Source organism: Metabacillus endolithicus (genome assembly GCF_023078335.1).
Lineage (GTDB): Bacteria > Bacillota > Bacilli > Bacillales > Bacillaceae > Metabacillus > Metabacillus endolithicus.
In genome coordinates, this window is sequence record NZ_CP095550.1 from 3,756,562 (window position 1) to 3,778,455 (window position 21,894).

At 35.3% G+C, this 21,894-nt stretch carries 20 protein-coding genes and 3 pseudogenes; 14 read left to right on the forward strand and 9 right to left on the reverse strand.

What is annotated here, in order from left to right:
• Positions 1-681 precede the first annotated feature (681 nt).
• From ltrA to MVE64_RS19230, 3 genes are all read left to right on the forward strand, one after another.
• Positions 682-2,118, forward strand: a complete 1,437-nt coding sequence (gene ltrA / locus MVE64_RS19220; protein ID WP_247340349.1) for a group II intron reverse transcriptase/maturase — start codon at positions 682-684, stop codon at positions 2,116-2,118.
• A 118-nt stretch (positions 2,119-2,236) separates the two neighbouring features.
• The gene (locus MVE64_RS19225) at positions 2,237-2,935 is read left to right on the forward strand and encodes a phosphatase PAP2 family protein (protein WP_247340351.1); all 699 of its coding nucleotides are present in this window, start codon (positions 2,237-2,239) and stop codon (positions 2,933-2,935) included.
• Positions 2,936-2,960: 25 nt separating this feature from the next.
• The gene (locus MVE64_RS19230; protein ID WP_247340352.1) at positions 2,961-3,635 is read left to right on the forward strand and encodes a serine/threonine protein kinase; all 675 of its coding nucleotides are present in this window, start codon (positions 2,961-2,963) and stop codon (positions 3,633-3,635) included.
• 36 nt (positions 3,636-3,671) lie between these two features.
• Here the strand turns inward: MVE64_RS19230 and MVE64_RS19235 are convergent, their stop codons facing one another.
• On the reverse strand, positions 3,672-4,148 hold the full coding sequence (locus MVE64_RS19235; protein ID WP_247340361.1) for a hypothetical protein: 477 nt from the start codon (positions 4,146-4,148) through the stop codon (positions 3,672-3,674).
• A 286-nt stretch (positions 4,149-4,434) separates the two neighbouring features.
• Here MVE64_RS19235 and MVE64_RS19240 point away from each other — a divergent pair.
• The 4 genes and pseudogenes from MVE64_RS19240 to MVE64_RS19255 form a co-directional block, all read left to right on the forward strand.
• Positions 4,435-4,696: pseudogene (locus MVE64_RS19240) on the forward strand (2-hydroxycarboxylate transporter family protein); the annotation flags it as partial.
• Between the two features lie 59 nt (positions 4,697-4,755).
• Positions 4,756-5,788, forward strand: a pseudogene (locus MVE64_RS19245) (phosphoenolpyruvate carboxykinase (ATP)); the annotation flags it as partial.
• 201 nt (positions 5,789-5,989) lie between these two features.
• A pseudogene (locus tag MVE64_RS19250) lies at positions 5,990-6,229 on the forward strand (malate:quinone oxidoreductase); the annotation flags it as partial.
• Between the two features lie 149 nt (positions 6,230-6,378).
• Positions 6,379-6,588: a hypothetical protein gene (locus MVE64_RS19255; protein WP_247340363.1), complete on the forward strand. Its 210-nt coding sequence runs from the start codon at positions 6,379-6,381 to the stop codon at positions 6,586-6,588.
• Positions 6,589-6,792: 204 nt separating this feature from the next.
• On the opposite strand, the gene MVE64_RS19260 is transcribed toward MVE64_RS19255, so the two are convergent.
• A complete protein-coding gene (locus MVE64_RS19260) occupies positions 6,793-7,386 on the reverse strand; it encodes a TetR/AcrR family transcriptional regulator (RefSeq protein ID WP_247340365.1) in 594 nt (197 codons plus the stop codon).
• A gap of 228 nt (positions 7,387-7,614) precedes the next feature.
• Here MVE64_RS19260 and MVE64_RS27480 point away from each other — a divergent pair, with 228 nt between their 5' ends.
• The 3 genes from MVE64_RS27480 to MVE64_RS19270 all read left to right on the forward strand — a co-directional run bounded on the left by MVE64_RS27480 (position 7,615) and on the right by MVE64_RS19270 (position 10,743).
• Entirely contained in the window at positions 7,615-7,746 is a 132-nt protein-coding gene (locus MVE64_RS27480; RefSeq protein WP_281730392.1) for a hypothetical protein, read from the forward strand.
• A 134-nt stretch (positions 7,747-7,880) separates the two neighbouring features.
• Entirely contained in the window at positions 7,881-9,155 is a 1,275-nt protein-coding gene (locus tag MVE64_RS19265; RefSeq protein ID WP_247340367.1) for a methyl-accepting chemotaxis protein, read from the forward strand.
• A 508-nt stretch (positions 9,156-9,663) separates the two neighbouring features.
• A complete protein-coding gene (locus MVE64_RS19270) occupies positions 9,664-10,743 on the forward strand; it encodes an AI-2E family transporter (RefSeq protein WP_247340368.1) in 1,080 nt (359 codons plus the stop codon).
• 318 nt (positions 10,744-11,061) lie between these two features.
• Here MVE64_RS19270 and MVE64_RS19275 read toward each other — a convergent pair whose 3' ends face one another.
• On the reverse strand, positions 11,062-11,199 hold the full coding sequence (locus MVE64_RS19275; RefSeq protein WP_247340370.1) for a hypothetical protein: 138 nt from the start codon (positions 11,197-11,199) through the stop codon (positions 11,062-11,064).
• Between the two features lie 395 nt (positions 11,200-11,594).
• On the opposite strand from MVE64_RS19275, the gene MVE64_RS19280 reads away from it, so the two are divergent.
• The 4 genes from MVE64_RS19280 (at position 11,595) to MVE64_RS19290 (ending at position 15,867) form a co-directional block, all read left to right on the forward strand.
• Entirely contained in the window at positions 11,595-12,743 is a 1,149-nt protein-coding gene (locus MVE64_RS19280; protein ID WP_247340372.1) for an FAD-dependent oxidoreductase, read from the forward strand.
• Between the two features lie 140 nt (positions 12,744-12,883).
• Positions 12,884-13,498 carry an MATE family efflux transporter gene (locus tag MVE64_RS27850; RefSeq protein ID WP_345740656.1) on the forward strand — a complete coding sequence of 205 codons (615 nt, stop codon included), beginning with the start codon at positions 12,884-12,886 and terminating at the stop codon, positions 13,496-13,498.
• Positions 13,499-13,554: 56 nt separating this feature from the next.
• Positions 13,555-14,235 carry an MATE family efflux transporter gene (locus MVE64_RS27855; RefSeq protein ID WP_345740657.1) on the forward strand — a complete coding sequence of 227 codons (681 nt, stop codon included), beginning with the start codon at positions 13,555-13,557 and terminating at the stop codon, positions 14,233-14,235.
• Between the two features lie 462 nt (positions 14,236-14,697).
• Entirely contained in the window at positions 14,698-15,867 is a 1,170-nt protein-coding gene (locus tag MVE64_RS19290; RefSeq protein ID WP_247340373.1) for a methyl-accepting chemotaxis protein, read from the forward strand.
• Positions 15,868-16,119: 252 nt separating this feature from the next.
• Here the strand turns inward: MVE64_RS19290 and MVE64_RS19295 are convergent, their stop codons facing one another.
• From MVE64_RS19295 to MVE64_RS19320, 6 genes are all read right to left on the reverse strand, one after another.
• Positions 16,120-17,304 (reverse strand): Gfo/Idh/MocA family protein, encoded by a 1,185-nt coding sequence (locus MVE64_RS19295; RefSeq protein WP_247340375.1) that lies wholly within the window; start codon positions 17,302-17,304, stop codon positions 16,120-16,122.
• On the reverse strand, positions 17,292-18,260 hold the full coding sequence (locus MVE64_RS19300) for a sugar phosphate isomerase/epimerase family protein (RefSeq protein ID WP_247340377.1): 969 nt from the start codon (positions 18,258-18,260) through the stop codon (positions 17,292-17,294). Before MVE64_RS19300 ends, MVE64_RS19295 begins: the two co-directional genes overlap by 13 nt.
• A gap of 60 nt (positions 18,261-18,320) precedes the next feature.
• Complete coding sequence (locus MVE64_RS19305) at positions 18,321-18,569, reverse strand: hypothetical protein (RefSeq protein WP_247340378.1); 249 nt, start codon at positions 18,567-18,569, stop codon at positions 18,321-18,323.
• 44 nt (positions 18,570-18,613) lie between these two features.
• A complete protein-coding gene (locus MVE64_RS19310) occupies positions 18,614-19,501 on the reverse strand; it encodes a Gfo/Idh/MocA family protein (RefSeq protein WP_247340380.1) in 888 nt (295 codons plus the stop codon).
• 68 nt (positions 19,502-19,569) lie between these two features.
• Positions 19,570-20,502, reverse strand: coding sequence for a sugar phosphate isomerase/epimerase family protein (locus tag MVE64_RS19315; protein WP_247340382.1), 933 nt, complete (start codon positions 20,500-20,502; stop codon positions 19,570-19,572).
• Entirely contained in the window at positions 20,503-21,507 is a 1,005-nt protein-coding gene (locus MVE64_RS19320; protein WP_247340383.1) for a sugar phosphate isomerase/epimerase family protein, read from the reverse strand.
• Between the last annotated feature and the right edge of the window lie 387 nt (positions 21,508-21,894).

The window sequence follows — 21,894 nt, forward strand, 5'->3', positions numbered from 1 at the left end:
TTTTTTTAGACCTTTACTAAATAGTAAGGGTCTTTTTTGTGTGCGACGGACAGTCGTACCTTGTGCAGATATCTGCACTGAATGAGCTGTTAAAGGTTGGAGTAAGTTATTTCGATAACAACTGCTCCCGAATCCTGGAAGACTCATTTTCTCGAAGGTGAAAGTCCTTCCACTAGGGTGCTGATACAACTAGTGAAGACTAATCTATGGCATGGTCGTGAGGCTTTGTCTGATGGAGATGCGGTAAATCGAGAGAACCGCAGTCGGATGTGCAGACCCAAATGCAATAAGTGTGAAGCACGGCGGCAGGATAAGTTGGCGACCATCCGCAAATAATGGGAAGTCTACAATAATTGTAATGGCAGGTCAGAGAAATCAGCCGATCTGTCGTAGCTTATTCGGTGATGGTGCTGGGTATGTACAGAAGGAAAGTACGATAACCCCGTGAGGTCTCTATCTTACCATAAGGGCAAGGCTTTATAAGGATAATCCGAAATGAGCCTTGTGGATAGAGAAGTCAGACGTTCTCATAGTACGGAAGTAGGTGATTGACTAAACAATCATCGAACGGAAGGGGAATGACCTTGTGGCTCTACACAACTAAAAGTGTGTAATGTTAACAGTAAACGATACTTCGGTATAAACGAACTGAAAGTACACATTGAAAGGTGTCGAATAAGAATGAATCAGACTTTGAAATTAAAATGGCATAGTGTCTATGGGCAAATTCTCTTTGATCGAAAGATCAAAACAGCTTGGGAGAATGTAAAAGTGAATAAGGGTGCAGGAGGAATAGATGAGGAAACGCTTGAAAGTTATGAGAAGAATCTAGAGGAGAACCTTGAAAATCTACTCATGAAACTAAGAGCGAAAGATTACGTACCCTCACCAGTGCGACGTGTTTATATTCCAAAAAAGAATGGGAAGAAACGCCCACTAGGTATCCCAACCATTGAAGATCGTATTGTTCAACAGGCATTACGTAATGTACTAGAACCTAAGTTTGAAAAGGACATTTTCCATAAATGGTCTTGTGGCTATCGTCCCAATGTGGGGGCGAAGCGTGTACTACAATTGATTATGTGGAATATCGAAAATGGTTACAACTATATTTATGATTGTGACATTAGAGGATTCTTTGACAATATTCCCCACAAGAAGCTATTGAAAGTGTTAAACAAGTACATTGCGGATGGAACCGTCCTTGATATGATTTGGAAATGGCTAAAAGCAGGATATATGGAAGAAGGTAAATACCATCAGGTAGATTCTGGAACACCGCAGGGTGGAGTGATCTCGCCTTTACTCGCCAATATCTATTTAAATGAATTGGATTGGACTCTTGACCAACATGGGATAAAGTTCGTCCGCTACGCGGACGATTTCTTACTCTTTGCCAAGAGCAAGGAGGAAATAAAGAAGGCTGAAGAAGTTACAAAGGAAGTATTAAAAGAACTTGGGTTAGAAATCTCTGTGGAGAAGACTAAAATCGTTGATTTTAATAATGATGACTTTGACTTCCTGGGCTTTACTTTTGAGCATTGGAGAAAACGTAAGAAAGATGGGAAACCGTATTACATTACGAAACCCAAAGAGGAAACATGGAGTGACTTTCGCCTTAAAATTAAACAACGAACAAGAAAGACTTTAACCTTAAGCAAAGAAAAGTGGCTTGAGATAGTGAACTCTGTGATTCGAGGGAAAGTTAATTTCTATTTAACGATTTGGAAAGCAGTAGAAGAATTCAAAGAACATGGGCATAAACTAAACTGTTATTTCAATGTTTTTAAGAATGAACTACTCGCAATGGATTCTTACGTTCGAAGAAGGTTGAGAGTGGCCATGATTCATGACCACCCAAGCCAACGCAAGGGGTATGCCATGAATACGAAGTGGAACATAGAATATTTCACTAAGATTGGACTAGTACCTGCGTTTCAGTTGTATTATGGAAAGCAATTTGGTCATACATTGGATGACTACATTCAATACATGAAAGAAAAGCAAAAGAAGAAACAACAAAAGCAAATTCAAAGAGCAAAGGAACGCGGGGAGGAATATTACACTCCTGAACGCGTTCGTAAAATGAACTATGCCAAGCGACTAGCAACATACTGATTAATTCAAACACATTGGTAAGCCGTATGTCTTAATAGGACACGTACGGTTTGATGAGGGGGTAGCCTTGAAAGAGGTTACCCTACTCTATTAAAAAATGAATGAATGGAGAATGTGGATGAAATCTGTTCTGAAACATGAGATTGAGAGAAAACACCTTAATATGTCAAAGATATGGTTATTAACTGTCTTTGTTGGACTTGCTATGAATGTAGTGATTTTTATTCAATTGTCACTTACTTTATTGGAAAACAATTCTTTTCCGTTTGATTCTGTGATGATACAGGCTGTTAGGTCCGATTCTTCTCAGATAATGGATACAGTGATGGTGTTTATTACTCATCTTGGCTCTAGTACTATGCTAGGATTTTTACTTATTGTTGGAATGGTATGTTTTTTCTTGAAATACAAAGATTTGTTAGCTACTCTATGCTTTTTTACTGTTGTGGCTGGAGGCGGGTTACTTAATTCTCTATTAAAAATCTATTTTAATAGAGATCGTCCAAATGATAATAGATTAATTGAAGTGGACGGTTTAAGTTTTCCAAGTGGACATTCAATGGGCAGCATGCTGCTTTATGGATTTTTAGTTTATTTGTCTCTTCGATATGACAGAAGGAAGATACGTAAAGTTGGAGTGGTGACATCGCTCATTTGCCTTATCTTCTTAATTGGAATCAGTCGTATTTATTTGGGAGTTCATTATCCATCTGATGTTTTCGCAGGTTTTCTTGCGGGGATTGTTTGGCTTGGTGGGTGGGTCATAGCCCTAGAACTAGCATATATATGGAATAACAAGAAACGATTAGAATACTAAAGTACTCAAGAAAAAGGGTGAAGCTATGGAAAAGGAATGGTTAGTTGTTGATAAGTTGTTGTCTAAAATTAAAATCACATCAAATCCTAATAATAAACCTGTAACAATTCACGGCAGCTTGGATGATTTAAGATGTATTGGTGTTGGGACGGATGCTGCTGTATTTCAATATGCTCATAAACCACAATACGCCTTTAAGCTTTATGCAGAGGATAAAAAGGAAAAAATTCAAACAGAAGCAGAGGTTTATCAAAGGTTAAAGAATTCACCATTTTTCGCTACTTGTTACTACGCTGTTTATGAACGTTACTTAGTTTTAAGCTTTGAAGAGGGTATTACTCTATACGACTGCGTTTTGCAAGGAATTCATATTCCACATCAAGTTATTGTGGACGTTGAAGATGCTAGGGATTTTGCAAAAGAACAGGGACTGAACCCACGTGATATTCATTTGAAAAATATCTTGCTTCAACAAGGGAGGGCGAAGGTTATTGATGTATCTGAATACGGTAAGGAAGGAAATGACCTACGATGGGAGCATTTGAAAAATGCATACGAGCAGTATTATGATTTGATTGATGGTAAAACCATTCCTTTTTGGTTAATGCAAACTGTGCAAAGATGGTATAATCAGAAGAATTTTGGTACATTTGATGATTTTATGAAGGATGTTTTGAGGTTAACGGTTTTTAAAAAGTGATAATCACCTGGATAATCACTTTTTATCTCATTAGAATTACATTTTAATAATTTTCGAATGAAGTGGTAATAAAAAACCGAAAGCAATAACAAAAGCAATGAATGAAAAAGCTAAATTCCATCCATTATATTTCATATATCCGAAATAAAGCATTCCAGCTTCAACTAAAAAAGACAAAACAATGAAAAGGATTGTTATTTTCCATTTGTTTTCTTTTGAAAGGTAATTTAGATACAGAATGCTAAATGAAGTTGGAATTAAGGTATAACAGAATATTTCTCCAATACCAGTTTTGTTTGGGTCACCTAAATCAATTAGATCCAATGTTCTGGCAATAACGGCATCACTTATCCAAGTAGCAAAACCTACAATACCAATAGTGATATATATTTCTCTCCAAGTAATGTTTCGTTTTGGAATAAATAATACAATTATTGATAATAAAATACTTATTGTAATAGGAAACCAGAGACCTTCTGCTCCAAAGTCTAAATTCTCAATAAGTTTGTCCATATGATAGTCTCCTTAGAAGAGAAGTAACTAAAACTAATGTATTTCATAAGTGATTAATTAAAGCTGTACTTGTAATATATTCATTCATCATATCTATTTTTATCAATAATATAATTACTATTCACTAATAATGATTCATTATGTCTTGACCAGCAAAATAATTGAAAAAAGCTCCTATTGGTAAAACGTCTTAAACTCTTGGACTAAAGGGTTTAAGACGTTTTTTTGTCACTAGAATTCGCAAGTTTTAGGTGAATCACCTAAAACATATGTATCTCAAATGATGTTTTTAGGTATTAAAGCTCCTGTTCTAATGATTGTTGCTGCAACATTGGTAAAATGTCTTCAGATTATGCCAGCAAAAATGGAACAAGGTTTATTTCATTTATATAAATTTGTTTCGACCAGTTTAAGTAGGAACAGGGGACATAGCGATCTTATCTCCTTCCAACAGAATGTCGTTAATGCCATTTGCTCAAGTAGCAACAAGGCTTGGTGGTGCTGCTACAGTAATAATGGCAACGCTTTTAATGAAACTATTTAGTTAATAACATGTTTATTAAGTGACCTACCTCCGTGATGTTCAAAAGATAGCCTTATCTTTGATTGGGGTACTGTAAACCAACCGATTTCCAGAGAGCATTTTGATCATCTTTATACTAAGGTACTAGAATACTTGAAAGATAAAGAAGAAATCTTCGTGTTTAACGGTTTTGCAAGTGCAGATCACAGCTACCGCCTACCAATTCAAGTAATAAATGAATATGCTTGACACAATTTATTTGCACATCAATTGTTTATTCGTCAACAGGGGCTGATCCTCTGAAACATGAGGAACCATTTACAATTGTATCTGCTCCAACGTTCAAAGCTAATCCGGAGGTTGACGGTATAAATTCCGAAACATTCATTATTGTCTTTGAAAAACGTGTTCTTCTTATTGGTGGTACTGAGTATGCGGGCGAAATGAAGAAATCGATCTTCTCTGTTATGAACTACTTGCTGCCAGAACAAGATATTCTTCCTATGCACTGTTCTGCAAATGTTTCTGAAGAAGGTAATGTGGCATTGTTTTTCGGTTTATCCGGCACAGGAAAAACAACGCTTTCGGCAGATCCAAATCGTAAGTTAATTGGCGATGACGAGCACTGTTGGTTGATCAGGGTGTTTTTAATATCGAAGGTGGATGCTATGCGCAATGTGTGAATTTATCTCGAGAGAAGGAGCCTCAAATTTTCGACAGCATTACATTCGGTTCTGTTCTAGAAAATGTAGTGATTGATAAGAATGGTGTTGCAGATTACAACGATGTTTCTCTAACAGAAAATACACATGCTGCGTATTCACTTGAGGCAAAAGAGAATATTATGATTCCTAGTGTTGCGGGACATCCAAATACAATTGTGTTTCTAACAGCTGATGCATTCGGTGTATTACCTCCAATCAGCAAGTTATCGAAAGAACAAGCTATGTATCATTTCTTAAGCAGCTATACTAGTAAACTAGCAGGAACAGAGCGAGGAATTACATCTCCACAAGTAACGTTCTCTACTTGCTTTGGTTCACCATTTTTGCCGCTTAATGCATCTCGTTATGCGGAAATACTTGGAGAAAAAATTGAAGAGCACAACTCGAACGTTCGGAAGAGATTGTTAAGCAAGGCGGACCACTTGTATAACGGAACTGATGGGGAAAAGGCTCTGTAATCATTGAAATATTTCAATGACTTTATTGATAGATTTGTTGAATTTGAATTCATTTAGACGGACTTCACCAAGTTGGTGAAGTTTTCTTTTTTATGTGAAAGAAAAGCTGAGATTAATAAGAACGGAGAGGTAATAATGAGCAATAGTGGGACAACAACAGACGTCATTTTAATAGGTAACGGAATTATGAGTGCAACGTTAGGAACACTTTTGAAAGAACTAATGCAAAATTGGGAAATAAAGGTATTTGAAAAATTTGAAAAAGCAGGAGAGGAAAGTTCTAACGAATGGAATAATGCGGGCACAGGGCATGCAGCGTTGTGTGAGCTTAATTATACGATTGAAGAAGCGGATGGGTCCATTGATATTAGTAAGGGACGCTAGCTATAATGCCTATGTGAAAGAAAAAACACTTTCTGTTACTGAGAGAATTAGATAGTGAGGCAAGGAAAACATGCCTGAAGGTTTTAGAATAAGACAACCTGATCAATCATATCTATATAAAAAATAGGATGTGGTTGGCCATGAAAAATCAAAATCAAAATCAAGTAATTTTCTATACAATTAGAAGTTCCACAATTAAAAAGTTTATAATACTGGAGGGTTTTACTGGTACAGGTATATATTATGGTTTAAAACTACTAACATCTAGTGTATTAGCTGGCGTTATTGGGAGCGTGGTTTGTATAGAAATTATAAAAAAAATACCATTTAAAAACAATCAGGGGCGTTAATCTACGAGGATTAACGCTTTTAAATATACCCTTATCCAGCTAAATGAGCTGTGCAACCGAGCCAATGCCTGAATCTCATATTGCGGGTGGAATTCGTCCCGCCGGGAGTTTTATCGGCAGCAGACAACTACATTGAAATTAGGCTATTAGAGTATTCACTAATAGTTGAGTAGAGCGTTCAGTGAAAGATAGCAAGTTTAATTTTTAAGCTTTTAAACCATGAATAATAATATCAATGGCATTAGTATAAAGATTTCTTTGACCCTCTGGTGTTTTATAACCAAAGAAGAAAGAATTACTTAGAGAAGAAATTAAACTGAAGAGGATATGGGTAGTGCTCTCAATATTTAAATCGGATTTAAACTCACCAGATTTTTTACCCTCTTCGAGAATAGCTTGAATTATATCAAATTCATATTTAAACATGTCTATAAAGGGAGTGTAATCATCTTTCTTCACTGAAACCAAATATTCAGGGATAGTGTTCGTTAATGGTTGTTGCAATTCCATACTGTTTAGCTTTGCCCATGAATATAATTTTTCTTCAGCATTTGATTCTTTTTTTGATATTATCCCCCATTTATCCACAAAATCATTAGATGCTTGAGTAAGACAATATAGGTACAAATCTTCTTTATTTTTAAAGTGATAGTATATGGTACCTTTACTTAGATTAGTTTCTTTTTTTATATCTTCCATTGATGTTGCTGTATAACCTTTATAATCGAAAATTTTGGTTGCTACTTCTTTAATAAATTTCTTAGTATTTTCACTATCTCGTCCAACTGGCCTGCTCATAGTTCCTCCTATTTTTTATTCTAATTTTATAATAAACCAATTGAAAAATCCAAACAATCAAATATGTGTTCGATTATATGTTAAGTTTATATAACATTTATATAGAAATTTCAGATATTTAATTGACCGATCATTCGTTTAATGTTAGTGTTTATTTGCCGAGGTTAGCTTATTTTTTTAACCTTTATCGGACGATTGTTCGAATGAAGCTCCGTAGGAGGGATTAACATGGGGCATAAAGTAATCATTGATGGTGATGAATTGCAGGCTAGCCATGTCATTATTCATAAAAAGGTGATCGGACTTGCATGTTCGGAGTCCATTTTTGCAGTGGGTTCGTCCGGTTATTTCATAATCTAATTTTTTCTCTCGCTTATGAATGTTCTACTAAGAGTTCTAGTAAAATGTTTTGAATTTTAAGATGTATTTATATTCTTACTTCATTTTTGGAATAGGAATCTTAGTTTTTAATAAATAGGAATGGGGTAATTTTTTTGAGATTCAACATAGTTAAAGGTAGCCTTATCAAAAAAATGGTACTAGCTGTAGTAATAAGTTTATTTATTAGTTCTCATATTTCTACGCTAATTAATGAGCAAATTGATAAAGTAGTTGATGGTAATATTGGAGTTTTAATAAATACATTTGTTTCTTTGTTTGTAGGAACTTTAATTATATCTGTATGTACGAAATTTTTAATAATCAGAAGGCTTGAAAAAGTTATGAAGGAAATATCATTGGCAGCAAATGGCGATATGACAGTATATATCGTAGATAATTCAAAGGATGAAATTGGAAAGTTGTCTTCCTCCTTTAATAAAATGGTGGAGAATATAAATGATATTATAAAAAAAACCAATGATGCTGCATCTAAGGTTTCTAGTAAATCTAAAGAGTTTAAAATTAGTACCGCAGAAAATAGTTATTCAATAGAGAATATTTCGAGATCAATTCAAGAGAGCGTATCCGGCTCAGAATTACAAGTAGCAAACGCCCAAGAATTAACGAGTTCATCAAAAATAATTGGTGAAAATATGAATCGTTTAACTTCTTCCATTCAATCTGTATCAAATGTATCTAATGAAACAAATAGTAAGGCTGATATAGGACTAGATCTCATTCAGCGGGTTATTTTAAAGATGGATGAAATCAATAACTCAGTAATTGAATCCGCTAGTCTAATAAACAAGTTAGGTAGAAATTCACAAGAGATTAGCAAAATAGTAAGTCTTATTTCAAACATTACTAATCAAACTAATTTACTTGCTCTAAATGCTTCCATTGAAGCTGCTAGAGCTGGAGATACAGGGAAAGGTTTTGCTGTAGTAGCTAAAGAAGTTAGATTACTCTCAGAGGAATCAGGAAAAGCAGCTCATGATATTGAAAACTTAGTAAATGATATCTTACGTCAAACTCGTGATGCAGTAAACTCTATAAATAACGGAACTCAGATTGTTAATGAAGGTAGAAGTTTGATTAGTAAAACAGGGAATGCTTTTGAGGATATAGTAGGATTTGTACAAGAAATTAATAGTCGAACTGATGAAGTTATCGACACCATAAAAAGATTGGAAAATAATTGGGGAAATTCCTTTAGAATTATCACCGAAAATACAAATATAGCAGAACAAACATTACAAAATTCACAAAACATAGCAGAGTCTGTTGCCGAACAGGCTTTATCAAATGAAGAAATATCAGTATCAGCTGTAAAATTAGATGGCATGTCCAATAATTTAATCGATGATATTTGTAAATTTAAAATATAAATGGTTGGCATATTAGAATTAAATGTAATTGATTAAATTACCTGGCAGGATGGCTATAGTTCATCCAAATCATTTAAAGGGAAGATCAGAGAAAGTTTAGAGAAATAATAATTTAATTGAAAAAGAGATTGAGTTCAATAGGGTAAAAAGGTTATAAATAGTGTGGTATTAGCTGCCTAGTTAAATTTATATCAGAAAGGGATCGTAAACGATGAAATGGGAATTTCTGTGTTTCTGGAGTCACTATTATTTTGGATAGCATCAAGTTTGGTAAATGTGGTATTGGCTCCCCAAAAGTATGAAAAGGTTTAGCGTTGGTTTACCAAACTCAGAAGATGAAATATAATATTTGCTTAAGAATTTTGTGACCAGTTACTACAACAAATATGCCTTTTAAGAAATATCATGTGTTAAGTTGTGTCGGTGCTTTGATATGGTATGTACTGTGTTTATATCCATAGGAAATGTATTCGGCAATAAATTAGAGGATTTAAAAGGAGTTATTAGGATGAACAAAAAAGACAATTTAATTCGAGTATGTCAAATTGTTACTTTATTTTTTGTTGTTATTTATTTAGGAACTAAAGTTAGCTTTATTTTCCAGCCATTTGTTTTATTAATTCAAGTCATTACTGTACCTCTATTGTTATCGGTTTTTTTCTATTATTTAATTAATCCTGTGGTTGGATATTTGGTAAGGTATAGACTGAATAGAACTATGGCCATATTGCTCATTTATGGAGTTTGTCTTGTGGTATGTTTTGCCTTCGGTGCTGGAATTTGGCCCTCATTGCGCATGCAGATAATGAATTTTATTACTAATGTCCCATCCATGTTTGCTTCACTTCAGGCTGTTTTAGAAGGATGGGAGAAAAGTGGACTTTTCGCATATATTTTTCCTGAAACCACAGATACATTTCCACAGTTAACCGAAAGTTTGAACTCAGGCTTTGTTTTGTTGGAAAATTATGCGAGGGAATTATTCGAATTTGTATCAAATTTCGCTATGGTTCTGATTATCTTTCCAATTATATTATTTTTTATGTTAAAAGAAGGGGATAAAATAAGCACATCTTTGACAAATATTGTGCCGATAAGATTTCGTACGGACATGAGGGAAGTTTTAACTGAGATCGGGAATATGTTAGGTGGATTTATTATTGGGAGAGTAGTAGTCAATCTAATCTTAGGCATTCTGATGTATATCGGTTTCCTTATCATTGGATTGCCATATGGCCTTCTTCTTACTGTCTTTGCTGTGATTCTTAACTTCATCCCTATTATCGGTGCCCTTGTTTCTACGGTTCCAATTGTTATTGTAGCATTATCTCAATCTCTGAGTATGGCTCTCTGGGCAGTTCTAGTGATTTTCATTGCACAACAAATTCAAGATAACCTGGTTGGGCCTTATATCTTTGGAAAGCAATTGGATATTCATCCGGTTACTACTATAATTCTAGTTATGGTGGCGGCCAAACTCGGTGGAATCATTACTATTTTGATTAGTATCCCAGCTTACTTAATATTAAAAATTATTGTAAGACGCATATATAGACTTTTCTATAAGGTGAGGTGGGAAAACCTCTAACCCTTACCTTAAAAGTAAAAATTGAGACAAAGAATAGAAATAGAATGAGCCAATGATCCAATTATGCATTATGGCAATATTGCCATTTTACTGATACCTGTCCTAGGGATAATAAGTTTACCAAACCGAATTCATCTGTTTTGTGGTTTCTCGATTAGGAAATTTTTTAATTAGCTAATTTATTGAGAGTTATTAGAATTTCGGCTTCCTCCGCAGGCACTAGAGGGACCTTGTTTTTCTAATTCTCTTTTCGTAACATTTCCTGAATCAAATGTTTTCGTATATTAAAATGCTCTTTAGTGACTGTCCTCTCATTTCCTAATTTTTGCTATAACCAAAAAGATCGGCATTTCCAATAAAGGAAATTAAGTTAAAAAGAATAACTGCTGTACCATCTACGTCTAAATCTACCTCTACCATAAATTCACCAGTTTGCTTTTCTTCTTCAGCGATCACTTTGACGTGTCAAATTCAGGATCATATAAATTGAGCACAACATCGTAGTCTTCATTATTCATTGATACTATATATTCTGGGTTAGTGTTGATGATTGGCTTGGCTCATCATACCATTTAATCTTGCCCATAGATAAACTTACTCTCTGCACTATATCCCTTTTGTTCGAAAATTTTAGTCGATACCTCAATGACCTTCACTATTTATACCTACTGATCTACTCATATTGGCTCCGAGCATTTTATTAACTTTAACCAGATTTAGAAAAGAGTCGAGTTAATCGAATGATTATCCGGTTATATTTTTGTTATAACATTCATATATATACATCGAAAACAATTAATTGACCGTTCGTCCGATTAGTGTTATCTTATTCTTTGGAAGGAGTGTTAATTATGGAACATAAAGCAATCATTATTGGTGGAGGTATTGCAGGTTTAGCAATGGCATTGTTTTTGAAAAAGGCAGATATTGAAAGTGTCGTTTACGAACAGGCACAAGTGTATGGTAAAGTCGGTGGGCATTTTGTCATCCATCCAAGTGGGGTACAAATGATTGAAATGTTAGGATTAGGTGAAGAACTTAAAAAGAATAGCCATCATTTAATCGATTTTGCAGTCCTTGATAAGGAAAACAATCCATTATTTGAAGAAGAAGTAGAAGCTGAACTAGAATTAGAGGATATGCCGTATTTAATTAATATTGCCCGTTTTCATCTAATCAATGTGTTATATAAAGAAGCGATAAAACAAGGAATTAACATTCAGTTCGGTAAACGTTTAAGAGGATTTACTCAGGATGAAGAAGGTGTAAACGTAACTTTTGAAGATGGAACTGATGATTTTGGTTCCATACTAATTGGAGCAGATGGTGTTCGTTCGAAAACGCGTGAGCTTTTATTCCCGTTCCCAGCAAATCCGTTAAAATATTTAGGGAAAACAGGTGTGTACGGTATGATTGAAACAGAAAAATTAGGTGAGTTTAAGGAATACTTCACAACGGATACGTCCCTTATATATTTCCATGATAACTTTAATTTCTTTGTATCGAAGCATCACCCAACAGATGAAGAAATATCCTGGTCGCTTATTTCAACGGAGCCACGGAAAATAGCGAAAAAAGACTTCGAAGGAAAACCGATAGAAGAATTAAAGGTTGATTTGGCTGCACGGTTTGAAGGATGGGAAATGCCAATTCAGCAATTAATAGAAGCAACTGACAATATTATTGCAAAGCAGCTTTATCGCATCGACTTAATGGAACATTACTCTCACGGTCGTGTTGTATTAATAGGTGACGCCTTGCATACAGCGGATCCGAACGCAGGTATGGGGACAACTTTAGCGTTTGAGGATGCGATGTATTTAGCAAAAATGCTACGTGATCACGACTATGAGGATGCCTTTTATTATTTTGAGCATGACCGCAAGTCACGTGCAGAAAAAGTGTTTCACAGTGCAAATTTGTTAGATAATTTAGAGTTTGATAATGTAGAGGATTATGCATTCTTTAATGATGGGGTAGAAGCTAACTGGGATAAATAAAATAAAATGAAACAAACGGATGCTCATGTTGGCCTATTTGTGTTCATGAAAGTAGAACAGTAATAATATAACAATAATTAAAGTGTATAGCCTTTAAGCGAGACGTTAGCTTAAAGGCTCCTGTTTTAGGAGGATAAAAGATGGAAACTTTGCAACAAGACCTTATGAATAAACCGGTAAAGAATGTGTTCTTTCATTTCTTTTTTCCCGCCGTTTTTGGCATGTTACTCATGTCTGTTAACATGCTTCTCGATGGTATTTTTGTCGGACATGGCGTTGGGGAGATTGGTTTAGCAGGTGTGAATCTAGCAGCGCCCATTTTTACAGTTATTTTGGCAATAAGTTTATGGATAGGTATTGGTGGAGCTACAAACTTTTCAATAGCTATTGGCGAAGAATCTATTGAAAAGGCACGAAGTAGCTTTACGTTAGCCTTAGCTATTTTTACAGGCTTACTTGGTGCTATTTGTGTTGCTGGCTATATTAATATACAAACAGTTGCAACTTGGCTTGGCGCTAATGAAGAAACATTAGCACCAACAACTGAATATTTAACTATTTTATTTTCACTTGGCTGGATATTGGGTTTACAGCAGCTACTGAGCATTTTTATCCGAAATGATGGACGACCGATGCTAGGAATGGTGTCGCTAGGTGTTACCTCACTCGTAAATATTATTCTGAATTACATTTTCATTTTCGAATTGGGGTTAGGGGTATACGGAGCTGGTTTACGACAGTTCTTGCAGGGGTAGTTGGGGTAGCTATTTTCATCCCCCATTTCTTTAAAAAACAAGTTGTTTTAAATAGGATGGCATGGGCTTGGACAAAACAGCTAGCTACAAGAATATTAGCGATTGGTTTTCCAAGCTTGCTTGCAGAAACAGGTACTGTTATTTTTATTGTTGGCTATAACTTAACCATTGTAGCAACTTTAGGAACGGATGGCGTTACAGCATTTTCTGTTATAAACTATTTACATGGTTTTATGTTCTTAGCATTCTTTGGTATAGAAACAGCGATGCAACCAATGATTAGCTATTATCACGGTGCCAAAAAGAAGCTGCAAATGCAGGAAACAATTAGATTGGCTGAAAAGACGGCTATCGGACTTGGGCTGATTTTATTTGTAATTGGCTACGTTTTTGCTCCGTCGTTAGTACGTTTATTTGGGGTTACTGATTCAGCCATTATTGAGCTAGCAGTAGAAGGCATTCGGTTGTTTTTCATTAGCTATTTATTTATCGGGATTAGTTTTGTCTATATGACGTATTTCCAATCGGTGGGGAAAGTGTGGTCCGCCACAGTAATTATTCTTTGCCGAAGTTACGGATTTTTTTTAGTGTACTTATTTGTATTACCAAAAATAATAGGTGTCAAGGGTATCTGGCTTTCGATGCCGATTGCTGAGCTAACAATGGCGGTCCTAATTGTTCTATTTGTAAGGAAACGTGTGCAAAAGCAGGTGAAGATTAATCAAAACTCTTACTAATATACAGATACTAAATTTTTTATAAGTTCTTCATACTGAATGAGAAGCTTCGATTCTGATCAAAAAGGGATAGGAGCTTTTTTTGTGTTTTTAACTCTTTGTGAAGTAAGTGTGTTTAATAGAAAATTGGAAGTGGAAAATATTCGAACTTACATCTAGAAAACTGTCTCCCAAGGGCAGTGAAAATTTATTGAAATTAGACTAAGTAGATTAAGTAAATCAGCTTAGTTTAATCAAAAAAACTTAAAATTAATTAAAACGAAAACATTACTTAACTTAAAATACAAAGTGGAGAAATTATTCATTTGTTTTGATTAATTTTCTTATAGTGAAGAATTTATAAAACGATTAGAATATGACGGAATATATTAAAAAATTCATGCTGAGAAAGGTTATTTTGAGTACACTGAGGACGGTATAAAAAAATTAACAGGTTATTATAAATCAAATGAAGGAGCCAAATTGATTTTAATTGGAACAGTGGATATATCAGAAATTCAAAAAGAAGCTCAAGTGGTATTAAAGCCAATACTAACCAGCCTCGTGATACTGGTTGTTTTATCTATATTTATTAGTCTATTCATTGCCGGTAGAATTACTATTCCTATAAAGGAATTGCAGTCTAAAATGAAATTAGTTGAAGAAGGAGACTTAACTGTTGAATTAGAAAATAAAAAGCAAGATGAAATTGGTCAACTGGCTATTTCGGCCAATAGCATGAAAAATAGTATTAGAATTATCATAGAGCAAGTTGCGAGTGTTTCTTTGACAGTTGCTAATAAAAGTGAAGATTTAACACAGTCCACAAGGGAAGTAAAGATTGGTTCTGAACAAACGGCTACAACCATGCAAGAATTAGCAACAGGTGCTGAAACACAAGTTCAGTATACAAGTGATCTATCTGATATGATGCAAAGCTTTTTAAACGAAATTATAGAAGCGAATTCTAAGGGGGAGTCTATCCAAGAGTCCTCAATAAATGTGCTTTCATTATCAGATCAAGGGCAAAAATTAATGCATTACTCAGTAAGCCAAATGGATAATATCGAAAAAATTGTAAAAATAGCCGTTGATAAAGTAAGAGGCTTAGATAAACAATCACAGGAAATATCTAATCTAGTGTCGGTTATTAAAGATATAGCAGAACAAACAAATCTATTAGCGTTAAATGCTGCTATTGAAGCAGCTCGTGCAGGAGATCAAGGAAAAGGGTTTGCCGTAGTAGCAGATGAAGTAAGAAAACTGGCAGAACAGGTTTCGACATCAGTATCTGATATTACGAATATAGTTGATTATATTCAGAATGAAACAAAAGAAGTTGCTAAATCGCTTGAAAGTGGATATAGCGAGGTTGAAGAGGGAAGCGTGCAAATTAGAACAACAGGTGAAACGTTTGAAGATATTAATAAATCTATAATGCATATGGTTGATACGATTAAGGGTGTAACATCAACTTTCATGAATATCACAGAAAAAAGTCAACAAATGAGTGATACAGTGGAAGTAATAGCATCTATTTCGGAGGGGTTTGCTGCAGGAATAGAAGAAACATCGGCAAATGCACAACAAACAAGTAGTTCTATGGAAGAAGTGGCTAATAGTTGTGAAGTGCCTATCGAAGTTAGCCGATGATTTAAATCAAACAATTATAAAGTTTAAATTATAGTAGTTTATATTCATTTTATTTCGCAGGCTCTAAATAGCCTGCTATTATTTTTTAAAATACGTCGTTATTATAACCTTGAATCTATTCTGTTCTATTTTATTTAAGTAATAGAAAACGTCCCACCAATTAATAGATGTGAGACGTTTGAGGTTTTAGAAGATATATACTTTTGAATTTTGGGAAAGGAGTATCAAGAAAGGATAAATCAAGAAGTCAGTTTAAACTCCTACGCTCATTTCATTCAGAGATACCCACTGTTTTGTACGTGCCGATTGCTCAACGGCTTCTAGGATTGCCTGATTTTTCACACCATCAATAAAGTTTGGAGATGGATTATAGCCTTTATCAATACCATTTAATAATTCAACCAATAAATTAATAAATGTGTGCTCATATCCTATTATATGTGCAACAGGCCAATAAGCTCCTGCAAATGGATGGGTTTCCTCTGTACAGTTAATCGTTCTAAATCCTTGAATTCCGGGTTCATCATCATGAAAATACACTTGCAGGTTATTCATGTTTTCGCCGTCCCAACGAATAGACCCTTTTTCACCATTAATTTCAAAGCGATTTCCATTTTTGTTTCCACCAGCAAAACGGGTAGCCTCAAACGTACCAATGGCACCGTTTTCGAATTTGGCAATAAATACACTAGCATCATCAACTTTAACTTCTTCTAGCTTGTTACTTGAGGCTTTTCCACTCAAACCAGAGCTGCTTTCTACTACTGGTCGTTCTTTTATAAATGTTTCCATTAAGCCACTAACTTCTTTGAATTCGCCGACTAAGAATCTGGCCATATCTATAATATGGGCTGCCAGATCTCCATGTGATCCTGAACCACATACATCCTTATCTAGTCGCCAAACAAGTGGGAAATTAGGATCCATAATCCAATCTTGTAAATAAGTTGCTCGAATATGATAGATTTTTCCTAATCTACCGTCTTCAATTATTTTTTTAGCAAATTGAGTAGCTGGAGCAAAACGATAGTTGTAATTAACCATATGAATGACACCATTTTCTTCAACAGCTTTTAACATACGAATGGATTGTTCTAACGTCATGGCTAATGGTTTCTCACAAAATACATGTTTTCCTGCTTCAGCAGCAGCAATAGCAATTTCGGTGTGGGCATTATTAGGAGTAACGATATCAATTAAATCGATATCATCACGTGCTATTAATTTCTTCCAATCGGTTTCATAGCTTAACCAACCCATCTTATTAGCAGCTTCTTTTACAGCTTCTTCATTACGTCCACATATAGCTTGTAGTACAGGCTCTATGTTGTTATCAAAATAAAAGGATACGTCACGATAAGCGTGGGAATGTGCTTTGCCCATAAACTTGTAACCAACCATGCCAATACGTAGCTTCTTCTTGTTTACGCCCACCATAGTTCTTTAGCTCCTTCTTTGATAATTTTATCTTTTAAAAAGGAGACAGCTTTTGTGAATCCTTCTTCCACGCTCATTAATGCGTCTTCGTGTTCGATACTAATTGCGCCATCATAGCCATTTTCTTGAAGTGCACTAATAATAGCTTTCCATGTATCTTCTCCATGACCATAACCAACCGTTCTGAATATCCAAGAACGATTGTTTATGTCGGTATAACTCTTAGTATCGAGCACGCCGTTTAATTGGCTATTTTTCGTAGCAAGTTTGGTGTCTTTGGCATGAAAATGATAGAGTGCATTTGCTTTACCTAATGCATCTATACAAGCTACGGGGTCCATTCCTTGCCAGAAGTAATGACTTGGATCAAAATTTGCACCAATTTGCTCTCCACACGCTGATCTTAATTGCAACATCGTTTCCGTATTATAGACGACAAATCCCGGGTGTGGTTCAATCGCAACTCGGACTCCATGCTGTTTCAAAAATTCATTTTGTGCTTTCCAATAGGGGATAACCTTTTCATTCCATTGCCAATTTACTACCTCTGCAAAGTCATTAGGCCATGTACAGGTTGCCCAGACAGGGTGAACAGAATGTTCAGATTCTCCTGGGCACCCAGAAAAAGTGATAACCGTATTAACATTAAGCTTTTCTGCTAGACGTACAGTGTCCACAAACACTTGATGATCTCGTTCAGCAATGTTTTTATTTGGATGTAATGGATTTCCATGGCAACTTAATGCACTAATTTGGATGCCACGGGAAAAGAAAGCCTCTTTAAATTTAGATAATTTTTTTTCGTCGGATAAAAGTTCAGATGGCTTACAATGAGCATCCCCCACAAAACCACCAGTACCAATTTCTACTGTATCAAGTCCTTTAGACTTAATGTAATCCAGTGCTTCCGCAAGAGTTTTTTCTGATAATAGTACGGCAAATACACCTAGTTTCAAAGAATTCCCCTCCGCTAGTAATTTTTATAATACATAAACAGACACAATTATATATAACAATTAGTCAAGTTCTCCAAATCTTAAACCGGTTGGAACGCCAGCAGGTTTCTCACAGGTACTAGTCATAATGTAGGTAGTTTCTTCTTTTGCAGATATGTCAAAGGCAAGTAAGGCTTCTAACACATGGTATGTTAAATCGGTATTTGTTCGATGTTTTCTTTCTCCACGTAAAGCACTAGCCATATCTAACACACCTAATCCTCTTGAGTTATAGCCAATATTATGGTAGGCTATTGGAATTTCTCTCACGAACTCTTCCATTTTTGATTTTGAATTGATGATTTGTATAGATTCTATCCAATCAAGCCCTCAATGCTGTCAACCATATTATCGCCTCTGATTAGCTTAACTGGTCCGCCAAACATATTAGGGTCGGGAACCATTAATGTTCCTTCTGTTCCATATATCTCAAGCTTCGGTAAATTAGAAAACCATATATCAAAGCTCATATTGACAGTTGCTGTTACTCCATTTTCAAACTCAACCAACCCGGAATAATGGGTGGGTACTTCTACATCGATTGATTTTTTTGATCTAATTTTTGAATTTAGTACTGTTCTTTCTTCATATGTCTTTTTTGCGATACAAGTAATCTTCTTAATTGGCCCCAATAATGCTACCATAGCAGTAATATAATACGGCCCCATATCTAAGATTGGTCCGCCACCTTCCTTATAGTAGAAATCAGGAGCTGGATGCCATAACTCATGTCCATGACACATAAAATTAGCTGTTACAGAGACTGGCTCGCCAATCCAACCTCCATCAAAGACTTTTTTAGAGGTTTGAATACCTGCACCTAAGAAAGAATCTGGGGAGCATCCGAGCATCAATCCTTTCTCATTGGCTAATTCTATGGATTTTTTCGCATCTTCCAAATTTAATGCAAGTGGCTTCTCACAATATACATGTTTTCCAGACTGTAATGCTGCTACATTTATTTCGTAGTGAGCAGCTGGAATTGTTAAATTTAAAATGATTTCGACTTCAGGATCGGCCAACAAGTCTTCCACACTGCATGCTTTCGGTACATTATATTTCTTTGCCAGCTCTTCTGCTTTTTCAACAAATAAGTCTGCACATGCAACGACCTCAATAAGTTTATAACGCTGTGTTAAATTATCTAAGTATACATTACTAATCGTACCGCACCCGATAATCCCAACTTTTACTCTTTCCATGATTCTTCCCCCTCTATAACATGATCCTGTCAATGTAACCAAATCTTTAAATATTCGAGTCTTGTAAATTATTTATAAATAGGTGAAAGTTCTTGATCGATATACCATTTTGATAGAAGCATAGATGCAAGTGGATCTGGAGTACCGTCTGTCTCGAGAGTCATCCAACCCTTATGGTTATACTTCTTTAGTAGATGCCAAAGCCCCTTGAAATCAACACTACCTGCTCCTAATTCCCAGAACCATCTTGTACCTTCATCGGCAAATTCGGCTCCAGGTCCGAATCTTTCACTGTCAGTAGCATTTGGGTGAGTGGTATCCTTTAAGTGAAAATATTTAATCCTATCATGGTACTTATCATAAAACTTCACTGGATCTACACCCATTATGGAGAGCTGGGCTGTATCCAAACAGTAGGAAACATACTTTGGATCTGTCATTTCTAGGTATTCCTCATGATCATAAAGATTGACTGCACACCAGAATTCGTTATGTATGCAAGCTGTGATCCCTTTATCAGCTGCTCTTTTTCCAATTTCATTCATGCAATAAGCTGCATTACGTAGCTGATCCTTAGATAATGGACCTGTTCCATAGTATTGACCAGCAGGCATAATAACGATATTTTCTCCTCCTAATTCATGCAATGCATCGATCCACATTTGATTAAAGTGAATCGCACCTTGTAAGGTTTCCTTATTTTCGGACCCCATCGCTGCAGAAAACATTCCCGTAATCTGTTCAATACCTCTTTCTTTAGCGAAATCAGCAAAGTTTTTTAATGAGCCGAAAAATTGCTTAATATAGGGGATATGGTAAAACATCACTTCAATTCCTTTAATTCCGGAGGCAACGTGATATTTAAAGATGTGATCCCAATCTAAATAGTACGCAGCATTTCCATAATCTTCTTCGTACCATTCGTTAAAGTTATTAATTTTAGGGTAATCAGTAATCATTCCCCACATATTTGTCATATATGAATATTTTAAGTTGTCCATTTATTTACACTCCTCTCCCGTGATTTTAAGTGAATTGTTTATGTACCAATCCAACTTCAACAGAGCTTTATAGACATTTAAAGTTTTCTTAGATTCACAGATTATCCAGCCGTCATATCCAGTACCCAATAGTATCTGATAGATCCCCTTTATATCTATATGGCCATCTCCTAGGTCACAGAAAACTCGCTGTACCCCGACAACAGGAAATTCAGGGTTTGTCTTTGAGAAATTGTTTTCTAAATCTTCAAATTTAGTGTCACTAAAACGAATAGAGCTAATTCTATCCTTGTATTTTTCTACTACCTCTTTTGGATCTACACCTGAAATATGAAGGTGTGCTAAGTCTGGACTGTATTTAAGATTTTGAGGATCAAGCTTATCCATAAAGAAATCTAACTGGTTACCACGAATAAGACTCCAGAATTCATTCCTAATAGATGCTTGGATTCTGTTTGCTGCTGCTTTCGTCCCAATCCTGTTAATAACATCAGCTGTTTGAGAAAGAAATGCTTGAGGCCAATCGTCATTTTTATGACCCATAATCTGATTGAGTAATCCAATCTCTGGGGTTGGCGAGATGACAAGCTCTTTACCGCCAATCTCTAATAGAAAATCGATTGCCTCATCAGCAGCAGCTTCTACTTTTTCAAATAGTTTGTCTGGATGCTGGCCAGTTGTTAAAAGCTCAATTAAGGCATCACTAGCATTTAAATGAACTCCAGTAACCTCTTCAATTCCAACATGGTTTAGAAGATTCTTAAACTCGTTGACAGATCCATATTTTGTGTTGATGGCATATTTACTTATCGGCATTCCGCTTCTCGCCATGTTAAAAGCGATCCCATCGGTAGAATAGGTGTTGTATGGGAGCTCAATTCCTTTAAACCCTGACGTTGCTATAAACTTTAGAAGTTCAACCCAATATGATTTTGACAATTTATGTTTGAAACCAGGCTCACTAACTCGCATATTAACCATTTCTAAACTACATCCAAATTTCATCAATGAAACTCCTTTCCATACTGTTTATTTGTCTTGCTTTTGCTAGATTAGTACTAAGTCTTTTGACTATGTAACTAGCAAGCAAGTTATTCACTTCGTAATGTGTCACTCCCTTCAATAGAGATAGCTTCACTTTAATCAATTGACTGACAGCGCTTTCTTTTTGTGGTTTAACGAGTAAATGCGTCAGTTGTTTCCCTTAGTTAGGTGGGCTTTATAAGGAATATAGGGGTTAATCATAAGCTAATAATCTAGATTTTTATCTTGGTGTAAACTTTATTTTAAATTTAAACTTTTAAAAAAACATACAATTATTTGTTATAATTCATACCAATTTTTGCTTCCAAAAGGTTACTTATTAGGAATCTTTTTTTTAAAAAAATAATA

Bases quoted from the DNA above. Each gene is read 5' to 3' on its own strand.
- MVE64_RS19270 (WP_247340368.1), top strand. From the start codon at position 9,664: ATGAACAAAAAAGACAATTTAATTCGAGTATGTCAAATTGTTACTTTA.
- MVE64_RS27850 (WP_345740656.1), top strand. From the start codon at position 12,884: ATGGAAACTTTGCAACAAGACCTTATGAATAAACCGGTAAAGAATGTG.
- MVE64_RS19315 (WP_247340382.1), bottom strand. From the start codon at position 20,502: ATGGACAACTTAAAATATTCATATATGACAAATATGTGGGGAATGATT.
- MVE64_RS19295 (WP_247340375.1), bottom strand. From the start codon at position 17,304: ATGGTGGGCGTAAACAAGAAGAAGCTACGTATTGGCATGGTTGGTTAC.
- MVE64_RS19260 (WP_247340365.1), bottom strand. From the start codon at position 7,386: ATGAGCAGGCCAGTTGGACGAGATAGTGAAAATACTAAGAAATTTATT.
- MVE64_RS19310 (WP_247340380.1), bottom strand. From the start codon at position 19,501: ATGGAAAGAGTAAAAGTTGGGATTATCGGGTGCGGTACGATTAGTAAT.
- MVE64_RS19225 (WP_247340351.1), top strand. From the start codon at position 2,237: ATGAAATCTGTTCTGAAACATGAGATTGAGAGAAAACACCTTAATATG.
- MVE64_RS27480 (WP_281730392.1), top strand. From the start codon at position 7,615: ATGGGGCATAAAGTAATCATTGATGGTGATGAATTGCAGGCTAGCCAT.
- MVE64_RS19230 (WP_247340352.1), top strand. From the start codon at position 2,961: ATGGAAAAGGAATGGTTAGTTGTTGATAAGTTGTTGTCTAAAATTAAA.
- ltrA (WP_247340349.1), top strand. From the start codon at position 682: ATGAATCAGACTTTGAAATTAAAATGGCATAGTGTCTATGGGCAAATT.
- MVE64_RS27855 (WP_345740657.1), top strand. From the start codon at position 13,555: ATGGCATGGGCTTGGACAAAACAGCTAGCTACAAGAATATTAGCGATT.
- MVE64_RS19280 (WP_247340372.1), top strand. From the start codon at position 11,595: ATGGAACATAAAGCAATCATTATTGGTGGAGGTATTGCAGGTTTAGCA.
- MVE64_RS19235 (WP_247340361.1), bottom strand. From the start codon at position 4,148: ATGGACAAACTTATTGAGAATTTAGACTTTGGAGCAGAAGGTCTCTGG.
- MVE64_RS19255 (WP_247340363.1), top strand. From the start codon at position 6,379: ATGAAAAATCAAAATCAAAATCAAGTAATTTTCTATACAATTAGAAGT.
- MVE64_RS19320 (WP_247340383.1), bottom strand. From the start codon at position 21,507: ATGAAATTTGGATGTAGTTTAGAAATGGTTAATATGCGAGTTAGTGAG.